Below are 16558 nucleotides of genomic sequence, written 5' to 3' on the forward strand. Positions count from 1 at the left end.
GATTTAATATGCAATTTTTACCTTGGGCGGTAATTTTACTGCTAATTTACGTGATCTATTTCTTAATGATCCGCTATGAAAAAAAGATAGCAACGCTAAGCAAAATGATTGAGCAAAACAGTGATGGTATCAAAGAAAATAGAGACCTTATAGGTCAAAACAGATCGTTAATCGAGAAAAATAAACATAACATTGAGAAAAATACTAAAGATATTACAACAAATGTTGAAAAAATAGACATTGACTTGGAAGATTAATTCTTCCAAAATTTCTCTTCTTTTTCCTTTTTTATCAAATTTTCGTAAGTTTGCATTCTTATATTTACAGGCTCTAAATTTATGCCATCTTTTTTTATCTTAAAATATTTTCCATCCATCAAGCAATACTCTGGCACAAGGTCATAACGCTTCGAAAGTGGCAAAACTCTAAAGCTTAGATTATCAAGTATCAAAGGCTCTTTGTGTAAATTTTCCCAAACAGCTAGCACCATATGATATTTTTTTGTATTTTTTTCCTGAACGACTAGAAGACATTTTTGATTATCTACACCAAGATCTTTTAGGCTATCACGCTTTGATATCGCGTACTCCTCGCAGTCTCCACCACCTCGCCTTAAAAACTCGCTCCTAGTGCTCCACACATCGACATTTGTATTGTAAAAATCATCATATCTTGGCATTAAGGAATTTAAGTATGAATTTATGAGTTCTAGCTTTCTTATAAAGCTTTCGTGTTCTATTTTTTTCATAAAATTTGCATAGTGGTTTAGGATATTTTTGCAAATTTGATTTTTACATTGAGATATATTTTTTGGAGAAATTTCAAAATTATTTGCAAAAAGTGAAGAGACAAAAAAGAAAAGAAGCAAAATTTTACGCATGCAGCTGCTTCATCAAAAGTACAAGACCTATTCTATCTTTCACATTTAGTTTGCTATAAATCGACGTGGTGTGCGCCTTTACTGTCCTTAAAGTAATGCCTGTTTGCTCTGAAATTTCATTGTTTGTTAGACCTTGATAGATTAAGTTTGCGATCTCTTTTTCGCGTGAGCTAAGCTCGCTTAGATCAGACTTTTTCTCTAAAGTCTCACTTTCATTATTTATATATGAGCCAGTTAGCTCTCCGATCATCGCTTGGATAAACTCAGGATAAAGCCAAACTTTGCCATTTAAAATCGTCTCAAAGGCATCTTCAAAGTGCGTTTTTCTCATGTGTGAGTTTGCATATCCTTTGGCGCCAAGAGCTAGCAGATGTTTGCCTTCACTAAATTTTGGTTCGTTTGCAAGGATTAGACATTTTATATTTGGAAAACTTTCATGAATGGTTTTAATATTTTCATCAAGGCTATCTTTAAAAGCGTTTGTATCGATACCGACGATATCAACCTCGTCGTTTAAATTTGCAAAAAAATCTTTTTTATTGTGAGTAAATTTCACATCTTCATCTGAAAAATACCCTCGCCAAAGATTATTAAGCGAACCATTTTGAGTAAAAAAAACCACATTCATAACCATATTTCCTTATATCACATATAGGTTTGCTCGTAAATTTTTGACTCATTTACGAAAACGATCAAGTAGCGCTCCTTGCCACTATTTGCCTCAAATTTATAACTGAAAGTGGATAAGAATTTCTCAACCACTTCTTTGCCTTCTTTTAAAAAGATACTCATCTCAAAACAACCATTTGATATGGCATATCTATATGGCACACTAAGAGATAGTAAATTTAGATCAAAGTCCAAGCTATCGCTACTTTCATCGTAGCCGCTAATAGATATCTTGATGCTCTTTATAAGCTCATCTTTAATCTCTACGCCAGATAAATTTATGCAATTTTCTCTTTTTAAATTTATCATCTCATCAAAGCTTTTTTCACAGTCTTTAAAGAGAAATTTAACGATCCCTCTTCCGATTAGATCGCATATTTTGCCATCATTTAAAATGACAAATTCATCAGCCAACTTCGCTCTTGAAATTTGATATTCGCTAAAATTTCGCTCAAAGCTAGCTGACTTTTGCATTATCGCTCCGTTAAAGCGTTTTGTTTTGCTTTTAAGATAGGTTTTAGCAGATAGTCAAGTATCGTCTTTTTACCAGTGATGATATCAGCTGAAACTATCATACCAACCTTGATCCTAAGTGGCTTCTCTTCACTACCAAGATAGTTTTTCTCAGTTTCTATCCTGACTAGATAGTAGCTCTCGCCTGTTTTTTCATTTGTCTCGGTATCGGCACTGATCTGCGTTACTTTACCTTTTAAGCCACCATAAATACTAAAATCATACGCCGTAAATTTAACCATCGTATCAAGTCCAGGTCTTAAGAACGCAACATCGGCTGGCTTAACCTTTACCTCAGCGATAAGTTTATCTTCTAGTGGGACGATCTCTGCGATATTTTCACCTGGCTTGATGACGCCAGAAACTGTATGCACCATCATCTTACTAACGATACCATTTACCGGAGATCTTACATAAGTTCTTTCTACCCTGTCGCTTAGGCTGATTTGCGACTCGTTTATCCTTGCGATCTCAGCAGAGACTTCGTTTAGCTCTTTTTTTGCATTATTTTTAAACGCCAGCTTTGCCTCTTCTATCTTATTTTTCGCCTCTTTTATAGTTGATTCGACCCTTGGCACGGCAAGCACAGATGCGTCAAGCTCGCCCTTTAGGTCATTTACGCGTCTTTGAAGCTGGATATACTCGACCTCACTAACAAGACCTTTTTTAAAGATAGGCTCCATGATCGCTTTTTCTTTTAAAACAAGATTATAGCTATTTTGAGTTTGAGAAATTTTATTTCTAAGCTCGGTTAGCTCACTTTGGCGCTGGTGAATTTGCTCTGTCAAAATTCCTATTTGCTCATTTAAGTGATCGATGTTTGAGTTATGCAAGCTTATCTCGTATCTTACAGCTTTGCTATTGTTCGCATCTCTTGTTTCGTTGTAGTCAAATTCTTTATCATTTGCTTCAGCATCAAGCCTCATAAATTTAGCCTGAAGCTCATCAAGTCTTAGCTTTGACTCGCCGTAGCTACTTGTAAAGTTTTTATTATCAAGCCTGATTAGAATTTGATCTTTTTTAACCTCATCGCCCTCTTTTACAAAAATTTGATCTACGATACCGCCCTCAAGGTTTTGTATTGCTTGGTTTTTGCCTGATGGGATGATCTTGCCACTACCTCTTGTTATCTCGTCTATCTGTGCCCATGAAGCCCAGATAAGAAGCCAAAATACAGTTATACTAACTGCATAAAGTATCTTTTTTGAGGTTGATGGAGCCTTTGCCAAAACCGCTTCTGAGAGGCTTGACATAAATTTTAAGTCATAGGCATCGTAGTTTTTTGCTTGGATGTTTGACTTGATGCCATCTACGCTATTTAAAATTTGATCTCCAGCGCTCTCTTGCTCTTTTATGTCGCTTTTTTGAACCGGCTTTTCGTCTGGCTTTAAATTTTCATTTTGTTGATTTTTTATATCTTCTTGCATAATCACTTCCCACTAAGTCTAGCTAAAACTTCGTCTCTTGGACCATCTAGTAAAATTTTGCCGTTATCCATCACTATGAGCCTATCAACAAGATCGAGCATCGATGTTCTATGAGTTACTAAAATCATAGTTTTATTTACGGTATTTACCTTTAAATTTGCTTTTAGCTTGCTCTCAACTGTGTTGTCTAGTGAATTTGTAGGCTCGTCAAGCAAGATGATAGGACTATCAAGCAAAAATGCCCTAGCCACGGCTATACTTTGACGCTGACCGCCACTGATGCCATCGCCTCTTTCAAAGACAGGCATATCAAAACCAAGTGGGTGAGCATTGACATATTCATCAACGCCACTTACCTTAGCCGCCTTAATGATCTGCATATCATCGACATAAGGAGCTTTTTGAACGATATTTTCTCTAACCGTTCCTTTAAATAGCACAACATCTTGTGGCACGTAGCCGATATTTCTTCTAAGATCAGCTGGGTCTATTTGATTTATGTCGATACCATCAATTAGCACTGAGCCCTCAGTCGGTGCGTAAAGACCTAGGATTATCTTTTGCAAGGTTGTCTTACCAGAGCCATTTCTACCGATGATGCCTACTTTCTCACCTGGTTGAATGACAAAATTTATCCTATCAAGTGAGCCTTTTGTGGTGTCTGGATAAGTAAAACTAACGTTTTTAAACTCTATCTTGCCATCAAAAGAATTTCTTCTAACAAATTTCTTGCCCTCAGGTCTTTCAACTGGCATCTGCATGATCTTGCTAAGGCTTTGATAAGCTGTCTTTGTCTGCTCGAAATTTGCAGCTAGTGAGGCTACTTGACCCATAGGGGCGATCGCACGAGAACTAAGCATAACAGCAGCGATCAAACCACCCATAGTAAGGTGCGTATCTTGTATCATATAGACACCAAGAACGATGATGGCGATAGTATTTAACTGTACCAAAAACGACGTGACAGTTGTGATTGAAGTAGTGATTATTTTTGATTTAATACTTCTGTTTGCTATCTCGCCAGTCGCCTCTTCCCAGTTCCACTGCACATGGCCGCTAGCACCAAGAGTTTTAATGGTCTCTAAGCTACTAAGGCTCTCTATCAAAATGCCATTTTTCATAGCTGAAGCCTCAAATGTGCTTTTGATCGCGTTTTGAAGCGGATCTTTTATAAAAAATGTGTAGCACAAAATAGCTATCATAATAACGATAGGCACAAGCACAAGGTAGCTTCCTATAAAGTAGGTAACTATCAAGAAGATTAACGCAAATGGCAGATCCACAATGGCAGCAAGCGAAGCAGATGAGAAGAAATTTCTAACTGTGTCAAATTCTTTCAAGTTGCTAGCAAATGAACCAACCGACTTTGGCTTATTACTAAATTTCATATCCATGACACGCTCAAAGAGGATCGAGCTCATGATGATATCACTCTTCTTGCCTGCGATCTCAAGAAAATATGAACGGACAAATTTTAAAAATAGATCGATGCCATAAACGACGCTCACGCCAAGCGCTAGAACCCAAAGTGTCTCAACTGCGTTATTTGGCACAACGCGGTCATAGACGTTCATCGTAAAGAGCGGGCTTGCAAGGACAAATAAGTTTATGATAAAGCTTGCTATCACGACGTCAAAGTAAATTTTCTTAGAGCGCTTTAAAGTGCCCCAAAACCAGTGGTCATTACCAGCGTCGATAAGCTTTGTCGAGCTTGTATCTTCTGGGACAAATTCACGTTTTAGATAGTAAGCATAGCCTAGATACTCATCTTTTAGCTTACTTGTTTCTATCGTACTAGTGCCAGTTGAAAGATCAGGCGTGATGATGTTTGCCATCTTTTTGTCTTCGCTGAAAGATTGCAAGATGCAAGCTTTTTTGCCTCTAAGCATCAAGATACAAGGCAAAACTAAAGGCGAAATTTGATCAAGATCTTTTCTGACAAGCGTCGATGCAAAGCCAGCACGTGAAGCTGCACGAGAAAATAAAGACTTCGAGCTCTTTAGTGAAAAAAGCTCGATCTCTTCGCCATCTTTTACAGGCAGACCGATAGTTAAAGCATCGGCACTATATGGGTTATTGTGAAGTTTGGTAAAGATCACCAAACATTGAAGCAGTTCGTCTTTTATCTTGTCGCTATGCATCTATCATCCAATATTTTTGATTTCATCTATATAAATTCCTTGCATATTTTTAATGCCAAGTTCAATTAGCTTACTCTTTTGCTCTTCACTCTCAACACCAATCGCAATCAAAATGATATCTTTTGAGCTTAAAACAACATCTAGTGATTGTTTTGTATTTGCCCCTGATTTATCACTTAAAAAGTCGATTAAGACGCTCGACTGGATCTTTACGTAGTCTGGATTAAATTCTTTTAATTTCTCAATGCCTTTTGCATTAAGATCAAAGTGGTCAAATCCAAAACCAAAGCCGAGTTCTTTTAATTTTTTAGTAAGTCTAACTATACTTTCGATACTAATATCGTCTTTGTTTGGAATTTCTATATAGTTTTTAGATTTTGAAATTTGAGCGATTTTCTTAAGCGTAGCTTCAAGTTTTGAGAAATTTTCATCCGAACTTAATATCTCTTTTCCTAAATTTATCGCCAAGCTTCCTTGAGGCAAGATATTTTCAGGCAAAATTCTAGCGATTCTATTTAGGATATGAAGATCAAGCATCGCACCTAAATTTAGCTCATTTACCATTGGCATAAAGTATGATGCCATACGCCATTTGCCCTCGCTATCAACTAGCCTTAGATAAAGTTCATACTGCTCAAAGCTTGAGTCAAAACCAACTACTTTTTGAGCTGCAAATTTAAATTTATCCTCTTTTATAGAGTCAAAGATAAGCTCTTTATATTTCTCTTTACCAATGACTAGTGTGTTTTGATTTGCATTAAATTCCTTGCAAGTAAAGCAGCCAGCTAGTCTTGCACTAGCTAAAGTAACGTCAGCTGATGTAAGTAATGTCCTCATGTCAGTGCTTGGTGAGTACTCGACAATAGCAGTATTAACTGGGCATTCGCTATCATTTATAGAGAAATTTGCATAGAGTTTTTTAAACTCAGCCATGATCTTATCGTTTAGAGCTGAGAAATTTGATGAGTTTTTACCGTATGACATAACGATAAAATCGTTGTCATTTAACCTTGCGACGATCGCATTTTGGTCATTTTCGGCCGATTTTTCTTGTAAAATTTGAGCTATTTTTATGATGACACTTTGCCATTTTTCAAAGCCAAGAACGCCTTTTAATCCAGCTAGATCTTTAAAGCTAATAAGCGATGCAACACCACTTGAATACTCTTCACTCGCTAGATACTCGCTAAATTTAGTTTGAAAAAACCTTCTATTGTAAGTGCCACTCATAGAGTCTTTATATAAAAGCTCTTGATACTTGCTAAGCGTAGCAGCCTCTCTTTCAAAGATGTCTTGAACCTTGCTAACCATCGAGTTCATGGCGAGCACCATCTTTTTAAGGTCAGTTGTGAATGGAATTCTCTTTTGAATGATAAATTTATTATCAAGTATCGCTTCAGCTTGATCTTGAACCTTAACAAGTGGTCTAAATATCGCCTTTAGGGCAAAAAATGCCACGATAAGAGCGATGATGATCATTAAAGCTAGAAAGTTAAAAATATTTTTTGAGTTTGAGTAAAGCTCATTGTAAGCAAGCGCCGTGCTACCTTGAACATAGAGTGTACCAAATTTTGCCCAGCCAGTCATGATCTCACTTGTTGCCACTGGAGCTTCAAATTTAGCAATCTTATAAAACCACTCTGGGATATCTTTAACAATAGTTTGTTGAGAATTTTCTATAAGTACCTTACCATCGACATCTTCAAGTTTAATGAGCTTGTATCTGCCGCTATCAAACATAGAATTTATCATCGTTTGTGCCAAAGACATATCCTCAGGATCGACAATCGGCTTTAAAGCAAGTCCAAGTGAGTTTGCTGTGTGTCTTGCGTTTTCACCGAGCTGGTCATTGATGTATCCATTTAGGCTCTTAAAATTTAAGTAGCCAACAGCCATAAAAATCACGATGCCAAAAGCTATCACAGCGATCATAATCTGTTTAAATAGCGTCATAAATCCTCTTTTCCTATCCTATCTATTAGTTCCATCCACTTAGGATTTTGTTTTTTATTTCCACCTGGTATTGCCTGACCAAGACCTTCTTGTTTTGCCAAGTATAGCGAATCGCCGTTGAAACTATAAACTGGCACAAGGTCTGTTCTTTGAGTTGCGATTTTTATTTTACCATTTATGTTGTCTAAAATTAATGGAATAGACTTTGGTGTATCATAATATGCCAAAACCATATGTGCTTGGTTGTATCTTAAGGCTTTAACGTATGTGAAGTATAATTTTTGAGTTGGAATTCCAAGTTGCTTTAGAGTAAAATATTTTGCGATAACGTAGTCTTCGCAGTCACCAGCGCCTTTTCCTACAAATTCCATTCTGGTAGCCCAGTAATCTTTTTTATGCCAAAGTTGCATATCATCAACCCACCTAAAAGAGTTAAAAAAATCATTTACTTTTATTAATTTCTCTTGTTCGGTTGCATCTTGCAATGAAGTCATTAAAGAATTTAATGCCGATGCCCTTCTTCTTGCATCTTCTCCATAAATTTTAGCCACCTTTGCTATCGTTGTTTGTTTTACAAAATCCCCAACAGCATTTAATGCTAATAACGAAAAAAGGACGCTTAAAGTAAGCGTCCAAAATTTTGCTTTGACCCTCATGGTCATCACTTTTTAAATTTTTATCTTAAGTCGTTTTGAATACTGCAAGCGCCTTGAATATATCTCTTAGCAAAGCCTGGCTCAAAACTATCTGAAACCATACCCATGTTATCTAGCAATCTATATTTTGCATAAGATAGTGCAGTCTCAGTTGTAGCGATCTCTTTTAAAGCTGTGTTGTATTCGTTTTCTGCATCAAGTAGGTTGATAAGGTCGCGGCGACCAATTCTAAACTCATCTTGGTATGCATCAAGAGTAGCTTTTGAATATTCAACGTGTTGATTTAGATATCCCATTTTTTCTTGGTTAAGAACATAGTTTTGCCATGAAAATTCCAAAGACTCTTTAAGCTCTCTTACAAGGTTGTCCATAGTTTGTTGCTCTTGTTGAACAGCAAGTTGGCTCTTCTCTTTATCTAGCTTATCATTACCTTTGTTATAAAGGTTATAGTTTAGTCTTAAAAGAGCGTCAAATGTTTGCTCTTCATAATCATCATATAAAACATTTGAGTGATCATAAGCACCTGATACAACAAGATCTAGTTTTGGCAAAAATGGTGCATTTTTCTCTTTTACAACAGACTCTGCCATAGCGATGTTTGATCTTTGAACTAGAAGTGTTGGGTTGCAAAGAACAGCTTTGTCATAAACAGCCTCTTTAGTGCTTGGTAATGGCAGGTTAAACTCAGGCATTACTAGGTTTTTAGCAGCAACTTTTCTTCCATATAGTTTTTCAAATGTAGAAAGTGCATCCTCGTAATTGTTTTTAGCAGCTACATAGTTTGATTGAGCCAAAGTATAGCGTGATCCGGCTTGTCTCTCTTCAGAAGCTACACCGTAACCTGATCTTGCTCTATCTTTGATCTGGCTATAAATTTCTTCGTGGCTTTTTACATTTTCTTCCTCAATGTCAAGAATTCTCTTTGTTTGAAGAACTTGCAAATAAGCATTTGCAGCGCTTAGTGTTAGTCTATCTGCAGCTTGAGCTACTGTGTAAGCAGCTGAGTCAAGTCTTGCGCTTTGAGAGTTGATTCTGTTTTTATCAGCACCACCATTGTAAAGGTTTTCAACTAAAGTTAAAGATGCGCCAGATACTCTGCCATCGCCTCTTCTTGTTGTAAGACCGTCATCAAGACGCTTTCTCTCATATCCTACTCTAGCAGCTGCATCGAGTGTTGGATAGTAAGCATTTTTAGCTATTTTTAGATCTTTACCAACTTGTAAGTAGTTAAATTCTGTAGCTTTTAAACTTGGGTTTTCATTTAAAATAGTTTTTACAACTTGATCCAAAGTCAATACACTATCATCAGCTTGTGCTGTAGCTGCTGCCTTAGGCTCAGTTGATATAGTTTGCTCTATATTAGATTTTTTAGCTGATTGAGCATTTGTGACAGGTGACTTAGCTCTCATTAAAGCATCTTTATAACCTGACTCATTTTGAACTTTAGCTAACAACTCATTAGCTTCATTTTCAGAAACTGGAGTTGTATCAACATATAAAAACTTTCTTCCACCAACTTCATAAACGCCAGTAGTTAGTCTGCTATCTGATATTTTGCTGTTTACTTTGCTAACAGCACTATCGATTCTAGCAGCGCTATCATCTTGAGCGAATGAAGCTAGAAAAATCCTATAAGGGACATCTTGAGCAGACAGCAACGTTGCTGCGGCCAAAGCACTAATTGCTAACATCTTTTTCATAACTAGATCCTTTTACCTTTTTATTGTCAAGCTTTGGCTCGACTTTTAGTGCGAATTATACACCAAGAAATATTAAACGTATTTTAAATACCTTATGACAAAAAAATAATTTTTATATCGTCTTAGAAAATCGCCTTAAATTCTCTGGAATTTTCTTAAGATACTCATCAAAACACATTGCAATATTTCGTATTATCAGCGTTCCTGTCTCATTTACGCTGATTTTATCTGTCGTAACATCGACAAATTCACTTAAATTCTTTAGCTCTTCAAGCTCATTTTTGAAATGTTCAAAGAAATTTATATGAAATTCATCCTCGACTGCCTTGATATTAAGCCCGAAATTACTCATCAAACTCATGATCACACTTTTTCTAAGCAAGTCTTCATCGCTTAGATAAATTCCCTTTGCGTATGGCAACTTTCCACTATCGATCGCTTTTTCGTACTCATCCATATCTTTATGATTTTGCGCGTAGTGTCTTTTGCACTCGCCAATACTTGTGATGCCTATGCCGATAAGATCAGCGCCACCCTTTGTCGTATAGCCTTGAAAATTTCTATGTAAAGTGCCATTTGCCAAAGCGCCAAAAAGCTCATCATTAGGCTTTGCAAAGTGATCCATTCCTATCATTTTGTAGCCATTTTTAGTTAAAAACTCGGCTGTAAATTTTAAAATTTCAAGCTTTACTTCTGGATTTGGCAGGGTCGTCTCATCAAATTTACGCATCGACTTTTTTATCCATGGCACGTGAGCGTAGTTAAATACTGCAAGCCTATCTGGATCAAGAGTAAGAGCAAGCTCAAGCGTCTTTTTAAAGCTCTCTAGACTTTGAAACGGCAGACCGTAGATCAAGTCCATATTGATTGATTTTATGCCATTTTCCCTAGCCATTTTTACAGCATTTTGAGTGACCTCGTATGGCTGAATTCTATGAATTTCTTTTTGCACTTTCTCATCGAAGTCTTGCACGCCGTAGCTTATGCGGTTAAAGCCGTGAGATATGAGCACATCAAGCTGCTCGTTTGTCAAAAATCTAGGATCTATCTCGCAGCTTATCTCAGCCTCTTTTGAGAAATTTTTAAATTTAGCCTTGATAAGTTTGATGATCTCATCAAGTTGTTCGGCATTATAAAATGTCGGAGTGCCACCGCCAAAGTGCATCTGCAAGACCTCGGTGCTTGTATCTAGGTGTCGAGCTAAAATTTCAAGCTCTTTTTCTATATATCTTATATATCTCTCTTTGCGGTCCTCTTTGCTCGTGTAGATGACGTTACAGCCACAAAAATAGCAAGCACTCCTGCAAAATGGCAGGTGTAAATAAAGCGAAAGCGGCCTTTTTTTGTCGCGGTTTTCAAGCTCTTTTATATAAGCCTCATAGCTAAATTTATCACTAAACTCCGGCGCTGTCGGATAGCTCGTATATCTTGGCCCTGGCCTTGAATACTTCACATACGCACTAAAATCAATCATCTGCCCTGCTCCTTGCCATTTGGATCATCTCTTTTATATCTACAAATAAATTTGGATGCTCTTTTTTGATATTTTTTACCAGCTTATCAAGATCTATGTTAAACTGCCTGCTCTTTTTATCGTGAGCGATCTTTTTGATCTCATCCATCGCAACCACCCAAACATCACTAAAATCAACTGGGATATTTTGCCAGATCGTCTTTTCAAGTCTTAGGTCAAAATTCTCTTTTTGCGACTCTTTTAAGGCTTCTATCAAAGCCGAGAGCGATTGTACTGAAATGACCGTGTGTAAATTTTGATTTTCATCAATGCCAAACCACGGCTCTTTCGAGTCCCAAGAGCCACTTTTTAAATTTAAGATATGCTCGTTTGGATTTTTCGTTGAAACTATCTCAAAGACCGTTTTTTCAGGGCTACTTAGCCCAAGTGTAGTGCCGATCTCATCTATCTCGTCATATATACTTTTCTCTTCACTCATCTTCTTCTCTCATCTAGCCAGACCATCACGCCTTTTTGGGCATGAAGTCTATTTTCCGCCTCGCTAAAAATTTCATCCGCGTGCCTCTCAAAGACCGCTTCGCTCACCTCGTAGCCTCTGTAAGCTGGTAAGCAGTGCAAAAATATCGCGCCTTTATTAGCTAAGCTCATCAAATTTTCATCCACGCAGTATCCAGCAAAGTCTTTTAACCTCTTTTCTTTCTCAGCCTCTTGCCCCATCGATACCCAAGTGTCCGTAGTCACTACATCGGCACCATCTACCGCTTCTTTTATATCGTTTGTGATAAAAATTTTAGCCCCTGAGATTTTTGCGTTTTCATTAGCCATTTTTAAAATTTCAGCGTCCGCCTCATAGCCTTTTGGCGTGGCTACTCTTAGCTCAAGTCCTAGTTTGCTTGCTAGCATGAGCCACGAGTGAGTCATGTTGTTGCCGTCCCCTACGTACGCGACCTTTTCACCTGCGCTAAATTCAAGCATAGTTAGATAGTCTGCCATGAGCTGCACTGGGTGAAATTTATCGCTTAGGCCGTTTATCACTGGCACGCTTGAAAATTTAGCAAATTCTTCTAGTGTCTCGTGCCTATCGACCCTTAGCATAGCCATGTCACACATCCTGCTTATCACTCTAGCGGTGTCACGGATCGGCTCGCCACGGCCTATTTGTATATCATTTTTACTTAAAAATAGCGCATATCCGCCAAGCTCATGCATACCCACATCAAAGCTCACTCTAGTTCTGGTTGAACTTTTTTCAAATATCATCGCAAGCTTTTGGTCTTTAAGATATGGCTTAAATTCTCTAGTCTTTGCCTCTTTTTTGATCTTGCGGGCTAAATTTATCATCTGCTCGATTTCATCTTTGCTAAAGTCATTTAGCGTCAAAAAGTGCCTCATCTTAGCCCCTTAAAATTTTAGCTGCTTCTTTTGCGTGATAGGTGATGATCAAATTTGCCCCTGCTCTTTTAAAGCCGATTAATGTCTCCATCATGACGCGCTCGTAGTCGATGATGCCAGCTTTTGCGCCAGCTTTTAGCAGTGCGTACTCGCCACTTACGTTATAGACGCAAAGTGGTAGAAGTGTCAAATTTCTTAGCTCTCTAACGATGTCAAGATAAGCAAGCGCTGGCTTTACCATCAAGATATCAGCGCCTTGCGCCTCGTCTTGCAAGCTCTCGTTGATCGCCTCCAAGCGGTTTGCGCTGTCCATTTGATAGCTCTTTCTATCGCCAAAGCTTGGTGCGCTTTGCGCCACGTCGCGAAATGGTCCGTAGTAAGCTGAAGCAAATTTAGTCGAGTACGCCATGACTGGTAAATTCTCAAAGCCATTGCTATCAAGCGCCTCTCTTAGTGTTGCGATGATACCGTCCATCATACCGCTTGGTGCGATCATGTCGGCGCCATTTTGAGCGTGTATCAAGGCTTGCTTAGCTGAAATTTCAAGCGTTGCATCGTTGTCGATCGTGTTATGCACGTGGTCGATTATGCCGCAGTGGCCATGATCTGTGTATTCACAAAAGCAAAGGTCTGTGATGACAAATAAATTTGGAAATTTATCTTTTATGGCTCGAAGCGTCGTTGCGATGATGCCGTCATTACTTAGTGCGTCGCTGCCAACGCTATCTTTTAGGCTTGGTATACCAAATAAAATGATCGATTTTATGCCTAAATTTACTATCTCTTCGCACTCTTTTAAAATCTCATCGATACTCATTTGATAGACGCCTGGCATCGAAGCGATCTCGTTTTTAACGCCTTTGCCCTCGACTACAAAGAGCGGATAGACGAAGTCATTTACGCTAAGGCTAGTCTCTCTTACCATGTCTCTTAAAGCTGGATTTATTCTTAATCTTCTAAAACGTTTAAACATATTTTTGCCTTTTCTTTGTTAAAATGCGTGGTTTTTAGCTAGTTTAGCACAGTTGGAGTAAATTTAAAATGAAAATAGAAATTTCAAACGCGGCAAATCTACCCTCAAGATTTGGCACTTATAAGGTTCAAGCCTTCAAAGAAGGGGCAAAAGAGCACCTCGTGATCTACAAAGAGCCTTTGAGCGAAGTGATAAATCTTAGAATTCACTCCGAATGCCTAACTGGCGATGCGATCGGAAGCCTAAAGTGCGACTGTCGCGACCAGCTTGAAGCGAGCCTAAAATATATCGAAGAAAATGGCGGCATGGTCATCTACCTGCGTCAAGAGGGCAGAAATATCGGCCTTTTAAACAAGATAAACGCTTACAGCCTGCAAGACAAGGGCTTTGACACCATCGAGGCTAATCACCAGCTAGGTTTTAAGGCTGATGAGAGAACTTACGAAGTGGTTGATTTTATCCTAAATCACTACGGCATAAAAGAGGTAAATTTACTCACAAATAACCCATTAAAACTTCACGGACTAAGCTCAGTAAAGATCGTAAAACGCGTGCCTATCGTTATAAAGCCAAATAAATTTAACGAAGGCTACTTAAAGGTCAAAAAAGAGCAAATGGGGCACATCTTGTGAAAAAAAATGAACTCTGCTTGCCAGCTGAATTTAACGAAAAAGTAAAGGCTTACGCTCAAATTTTTGCCAAATTTAACCGAGTTCATAGCTTAAGCAACTATAAAGATATAAGCGAGCAGGTGCTTGATAGCATAAAGCCGCTTGAAATTTTTGACCTAAGTGCTAAAACGGCGATCGATGTTGGTAGCGGAGCTGGCTTTCCAGCGATATTTTTAGCGCTTGCGATGCCACACACTAAGTGGCACCTTTTTGAGCCTATAGCCAAAAAGTCATCATTTCTAAGCTACGCTAAAATCGAGCTTGGCTTGCAAAATTTAGAAGTTCATAGCCAAAAGATCGAGCTTGCAGATAAATTTACAGCTGATCTCATCACCTCAAGGGCGCTTAGCAAGACAAAAGAGCTTATAAAAATTTGTGAGGGATTTTATGATGAGAGCACTAAATTTCTCATCTACAAGGGCTCAAGCGTCATGGAGGAAATTTCAGGCATCAACGCGCAAATTTATAATGAAAAAAACAGAAACTACATATTTTTTAATCTCAAAAATCAAGGAGAGATACGTTGAAATACTTGCTTTTTGTAGCGATTTTGGTTGCGATTTACATCATATTTTTTAAAAATAGAAAAAAAAGCGACAAGATAAGCACCAGCAACTTCGAAGAGTGCAGCAAATGTGGCGTCTTTAGCGACATCGATCAAATGGTGCTAAGGGACGGAAAATACATCTGCAAAGAGTGCATAAAGGGTGAGAGATGAAAATTTTAGGCGATGAACTGATCAAATTTGAACCGCTGTTTCTTTGCAAAAGCGAAGATGAAATTTCAAACGGCAGGCAAAATCTCTTTAAATTTGATAGAAATTTGATAAAAAAAGCGCTAGAGGCTGGAGCAAGCTTTAGCATCATCGCAAATGACATAAACGAAGCTATCATCGCAAACGGCGCTGGAGCAAAATTTATTATTGCCGATATTACGCTAGCTAAAGATCTGGCAAAAGTTGCGCAAAACTACCTATTTGACGCACTTATCGCTGTTTTGATAGAGAGTGAAGCAAGCCTTTTCGAGCTTGCGAAATTTGAGATCGACGCAGCGATCTTGCCAAATGCTATAAAATAAGGAAAAAAATGGAAATTTTTAAAACCGCTTTTTTAATGGTTGCTTTAATGCTGGTTTTTATCGCTGTTGGCGGCTATGTGGGCGGCGAGCAAGGCATGATGATCGCCTTTTTGATGGCAGCTGGCATGAATATCTTTTCTTATTTTTTCAGCGACAAGCTCGTTCTAAAAAGATATAATGCCATCCCAGTTGATGAGAGCAACGCTCACGGCCTTTACGAGATCGTCTCACGCCTCACACAAAAGGCGAATTTGCCGATGCCAAAAATTTACATCATCCCAGAAGAAGTGCCAAATGCCTTTGCCACAGGCCGCAACCCAAGCCACGCAGCCGTCGCAGTAACCGAGGGGCTTTTAAAAATTTTAAATGAAAACGAGATCGAGGGCGTGCTAGCTCACGAGCTAAGCCACGTAAGGCACTATGACATCCTAACTGGCTCAGTCGCTGCCATACTAGCTGGGGCTATTGCGATGGTCGCAAATTTTGCCAAGATAGGCACCATTGCTGGTCAAAATCAAAACTCGCAAAGAAATGCAAACCCAGTGATTATGCTAATCATCGCCGTTGTGATGCCACTAGCTGCTACGATCATCCAAATGGCGATATCAAGGGAGCGCGAGTACAAGGCGGACAAAGGCGCAGCCTATCTAACGGGACACCCAGAGTGGCTAGCCAGCGCGCTAACAAAGCTTGAAAACTACTCAAATTCTTACGTCATGCAAAACGCAAGCGAGCAAAGTGCACATATGTTTATCGTAAATCCATTTGGCTCGCTAACTAGCAAGCTTAGCGTGCTTTTTAGAACGCACCCAAGCACCAGCGACAGGATCGCCGAGCTTCAAAAACTAGAACGCGAGATAAAAAGAGGTATATAAAATTTTAGCCCTTAGTAAAATTTGGGCTAAATTTTTCGTTTTTAAATTTTAAAATTTACAAAGCAACTCAATTAAATTTGTAAATTTTTATCCAAAAGGGAAACAAGGAGACTTGAATTACGGTCTGCTTGCAGTTGCGAGCTAGTGAAGCAAAGAA

Annotated in this window: 18 protein-coding genes; 6 read left to right on the plus strand and 12 right to left on the minus strand. The window is 38.4% G+C overall.

Going from position 1 to position 16558, the window contains the following annotated elements; all coding sequences use genetic code 11:
- The coding region (locus F3G86_RS02640) for a hypothetical protein (RefSeq protein WP_222862759.1) at positions 1-257 on the plus strand (257 nt) is incomplete at its 5' end.
- On the opposite strand, the gene F3G86_RS02645 is transcribed toward F3G86_RS02640, so the two are convergent.
- The 12 genes from F3G86_RS02645 to hemB all read right to left on the minus strand — a co-directional run bounded on the left by F3G86_RS02645 (position 254) and on the right by hemB (position 13778).
- Entirely contained in the window at positions 254-880 is a 627-nt protein-coding gene (locus tag F3G86_RS02645) for a transglutaminase-like cysteine peptidase (RefSeq protein WP_009294528.1), read from the minus strand. The two genes, F3G86_RS02640 and F3G86_RS02645, sit on opposite strands and share 4 nt — an antisense overlap.
- Positions 873-1508, minus strand: a complete 636-nt coding sequence (locus F3G86_RS02650) for a response regulator transcription factor (RefSeq protein WP_149722898.1) — start codon at positions 1506-1508, stop codon at positions 873-875. The genes F3G86_RS02645 and F3G86_RS02650 overlap by 8 nt, the downstream gene beginning before the upstream one ends.
- Before the next feature lie 17 nt (positions 1509-1525).
- Positions 1526-2023, minus strand: a complete 498-nt coding sequence (locus F3G86_RS02655) for a DUF5416 family protein (protein ID WP_149722899.1) — start codon at positions 2021-2023, stop codon at positions 1526-1528.
- Complete coding sequence (locus F3G86_RS02660; protein WP_149722900.1) at positions 2023-3489, minus strand: HlyD family type I secretion periplasmic adaptor subunit; 1467 nt, start codon at positions 3487-3489, stop codon at positions 2023-2025. The genes F3G86_RS02655 and F3G86_RS02660 overlap by 1 nt, the downstream gene beginning before the upstream one ends.
- A gap of 2 nt (positions 3490-3491) precedes the next feature.
- Positions 3492-5630 (minus strand): type I secretion system permease/ATPase, encoded by a 2139-nt coding sequence (locus F3G86_RS02665; protein ID WP_021085509.1) that lies wholly within the window; start codon positions 5628-5630, stop codon positions 3492-3494.
- A 3-nt stretch (positions 5631-5633) separates the two neighbouring features.
- A complete protein-coding gene (locus F3G86_RS02670; protein ID WP_149722901.1) occupies positions 5634-7583 on the minus strand; it encodes a bifunctional diguanylate cyclase/phosphodiesterase in 1950 nt (649 codons plus the stop codon).
- On the minus strand, positions 7580-8239 hold the full coding sequence (locus tag F3G86_RS02675; protein ID WP_103567736.1) for a transglutaminase-like cysteine peptidase: 660 nt from the start codon (positions 8237-8239) through the stop codon (positions 7580-7582). The genes F3G86_RS02670 and F3G86_RS02675 overlap by 4 nt, the downstream gene beginning before the upstream one ends.
- A gap of 20 nt (positions 8240-8259) precedes the next feature.
- Complete coding sequence (locus F3G86_RS02680; RefSeq protein WP_149722902.1) at positions 8260-9939, minus strand: TolC family protein; 1680 nt, start codon at positions 9937-9939, stop codon at positions 8260-8262.
- A 112-nt stretch (positions 9940-10051) separates the two neighbouring features.
- Positions 10052-11413 carry an oxygen-independent coproporphyrinogen III oxidase gene (hemN, locus tag F3G86_RS02685; protein ID WP_149722903.1) on the minus strand — a complete coding sequence of 454 codons (1362 nt, stop codon included), beginning with the start codon at positions 11411-11413 and terminating at the stop codon, positions 10052-10054.
- Positions 11406-11891: a DUF2603 domain-containing protein gene (locus F3G86_RS02690; protein ID WP_103609666.1), complete on the minus strand. Its 486-nt coding sequence runs from the start codon at positions 11889-11891 to the stop codon at positions 11406-11408. The genes hemN and F3G86_RS02690 overlap by 8 nt, the downstream gene beginning before the upstream one ends.
- The gene (argF, locus tag F3G86_RS02695; RefSeq protein ID WP_149722904.1) at positions 11888-12805 is read right to left on the minus strand and encodes an ornithine carbamoyltransferase; all 918 of its coding nucleotides are present in this window, start codon (positions 12803-12805) and stop codon (positions 11888-11890) included. The genes F3G86_RS02690 and argF overlap by 4 nt, the downstream gene beginning before the upstream one ends.
- Position 12806: 1 nt before the next feature.
- Positions 12807-13778 (minus strand): porphobilinogen synthase, encoded by a 972-nt coding sequence (hemB, locus tag F3G86_RS02700; RefSeq protein ID WP_149722905.1) that lies wholly within the window; start codon positions 13776-13778, stop codon positions 12807-12809.
- A gap of 68 nt (positions 13779-13846) precedes the next feature.
- Here hemB and ribA point away from each other — a divergent pair, with 68 nt between their 5' ends.
- The 5 genes from ribA to htpX are packed head-to-tail and all read left to right on the plus strand — an operon-like array spanning position 13847 to position 16401.
- A complete protein-coding gene (gene ribA / locus F3G86_RS02705) occupies positions 13847-14410 on the plus strand; it encodes a GTP cyclohydrolase II (protein ID WP_103620789.1) in 564 nt (187 codons plus the stop codon).
- Positions 14407-14976 (plus strand): 16S rRNA (guanine(527)-N(7))-methyltransferase RsmG, encoded by a 570-nt coding sequence (gene rsmG, locus F3G86_RS02710; RefSeq protein WP_149722906.1) that lies wholly within the window; start codon positions 14407-14409, stop codon positions 14974-14976. The genes ribA and rsmG overlap by 4 nt, the downstream gene beginning before the upstream one ends.
- Positions 14973-15167 carry a hypothetical protein gene (locus F3G86_RS02715; protein ID WP_009294554.1) on the plus strand — a complete coding sequence of 65 codons (195 nt, stop codon included), beginning with the start codon at positions 14973-14975 and terminating at the stop codon, positions 15165-15167. The genes rsmG and F3G86_RS02715 overlap by 4 nt, the downstream gene beginning before the upstream one ends.
- A complete protein-coding gene (locus F3G86_RS02720) occupies positions 15164-15526 on the plus strand; it encodes a hypothetical protein (protein ID WP_149722907.1) in 363 nt (120 codons plus the stop codon). Before F3G86_RS02715 ends, F3G86_RS02720 begins: the two co-directional genes overlap by 4 nt.
- Before the next feature lie 8 nt (positions 15527-15534).
- On the plus strand, positions 15535-16401 hold the full coding sequence (htpX, locus tag F3G86_RS02725; protein ID WP_149722908.1) for a zinc metalloprotease HtpX: 867 nt from the start codon (positions 15535-15537) through the stop codon (positions 16399-16401).
- Positions 16402-16558 lie beyond the last annotated feature (157 nt).

Source organism: Campylobacter concisus, assembly GCF_902460595.1.
Lineage (GTDB): Bacteria > Campylobacterota > Campylobacteria > Campylobacterales > Campylobacteraceae > Campylobacter_A > Campylobacter_A concisus_BL.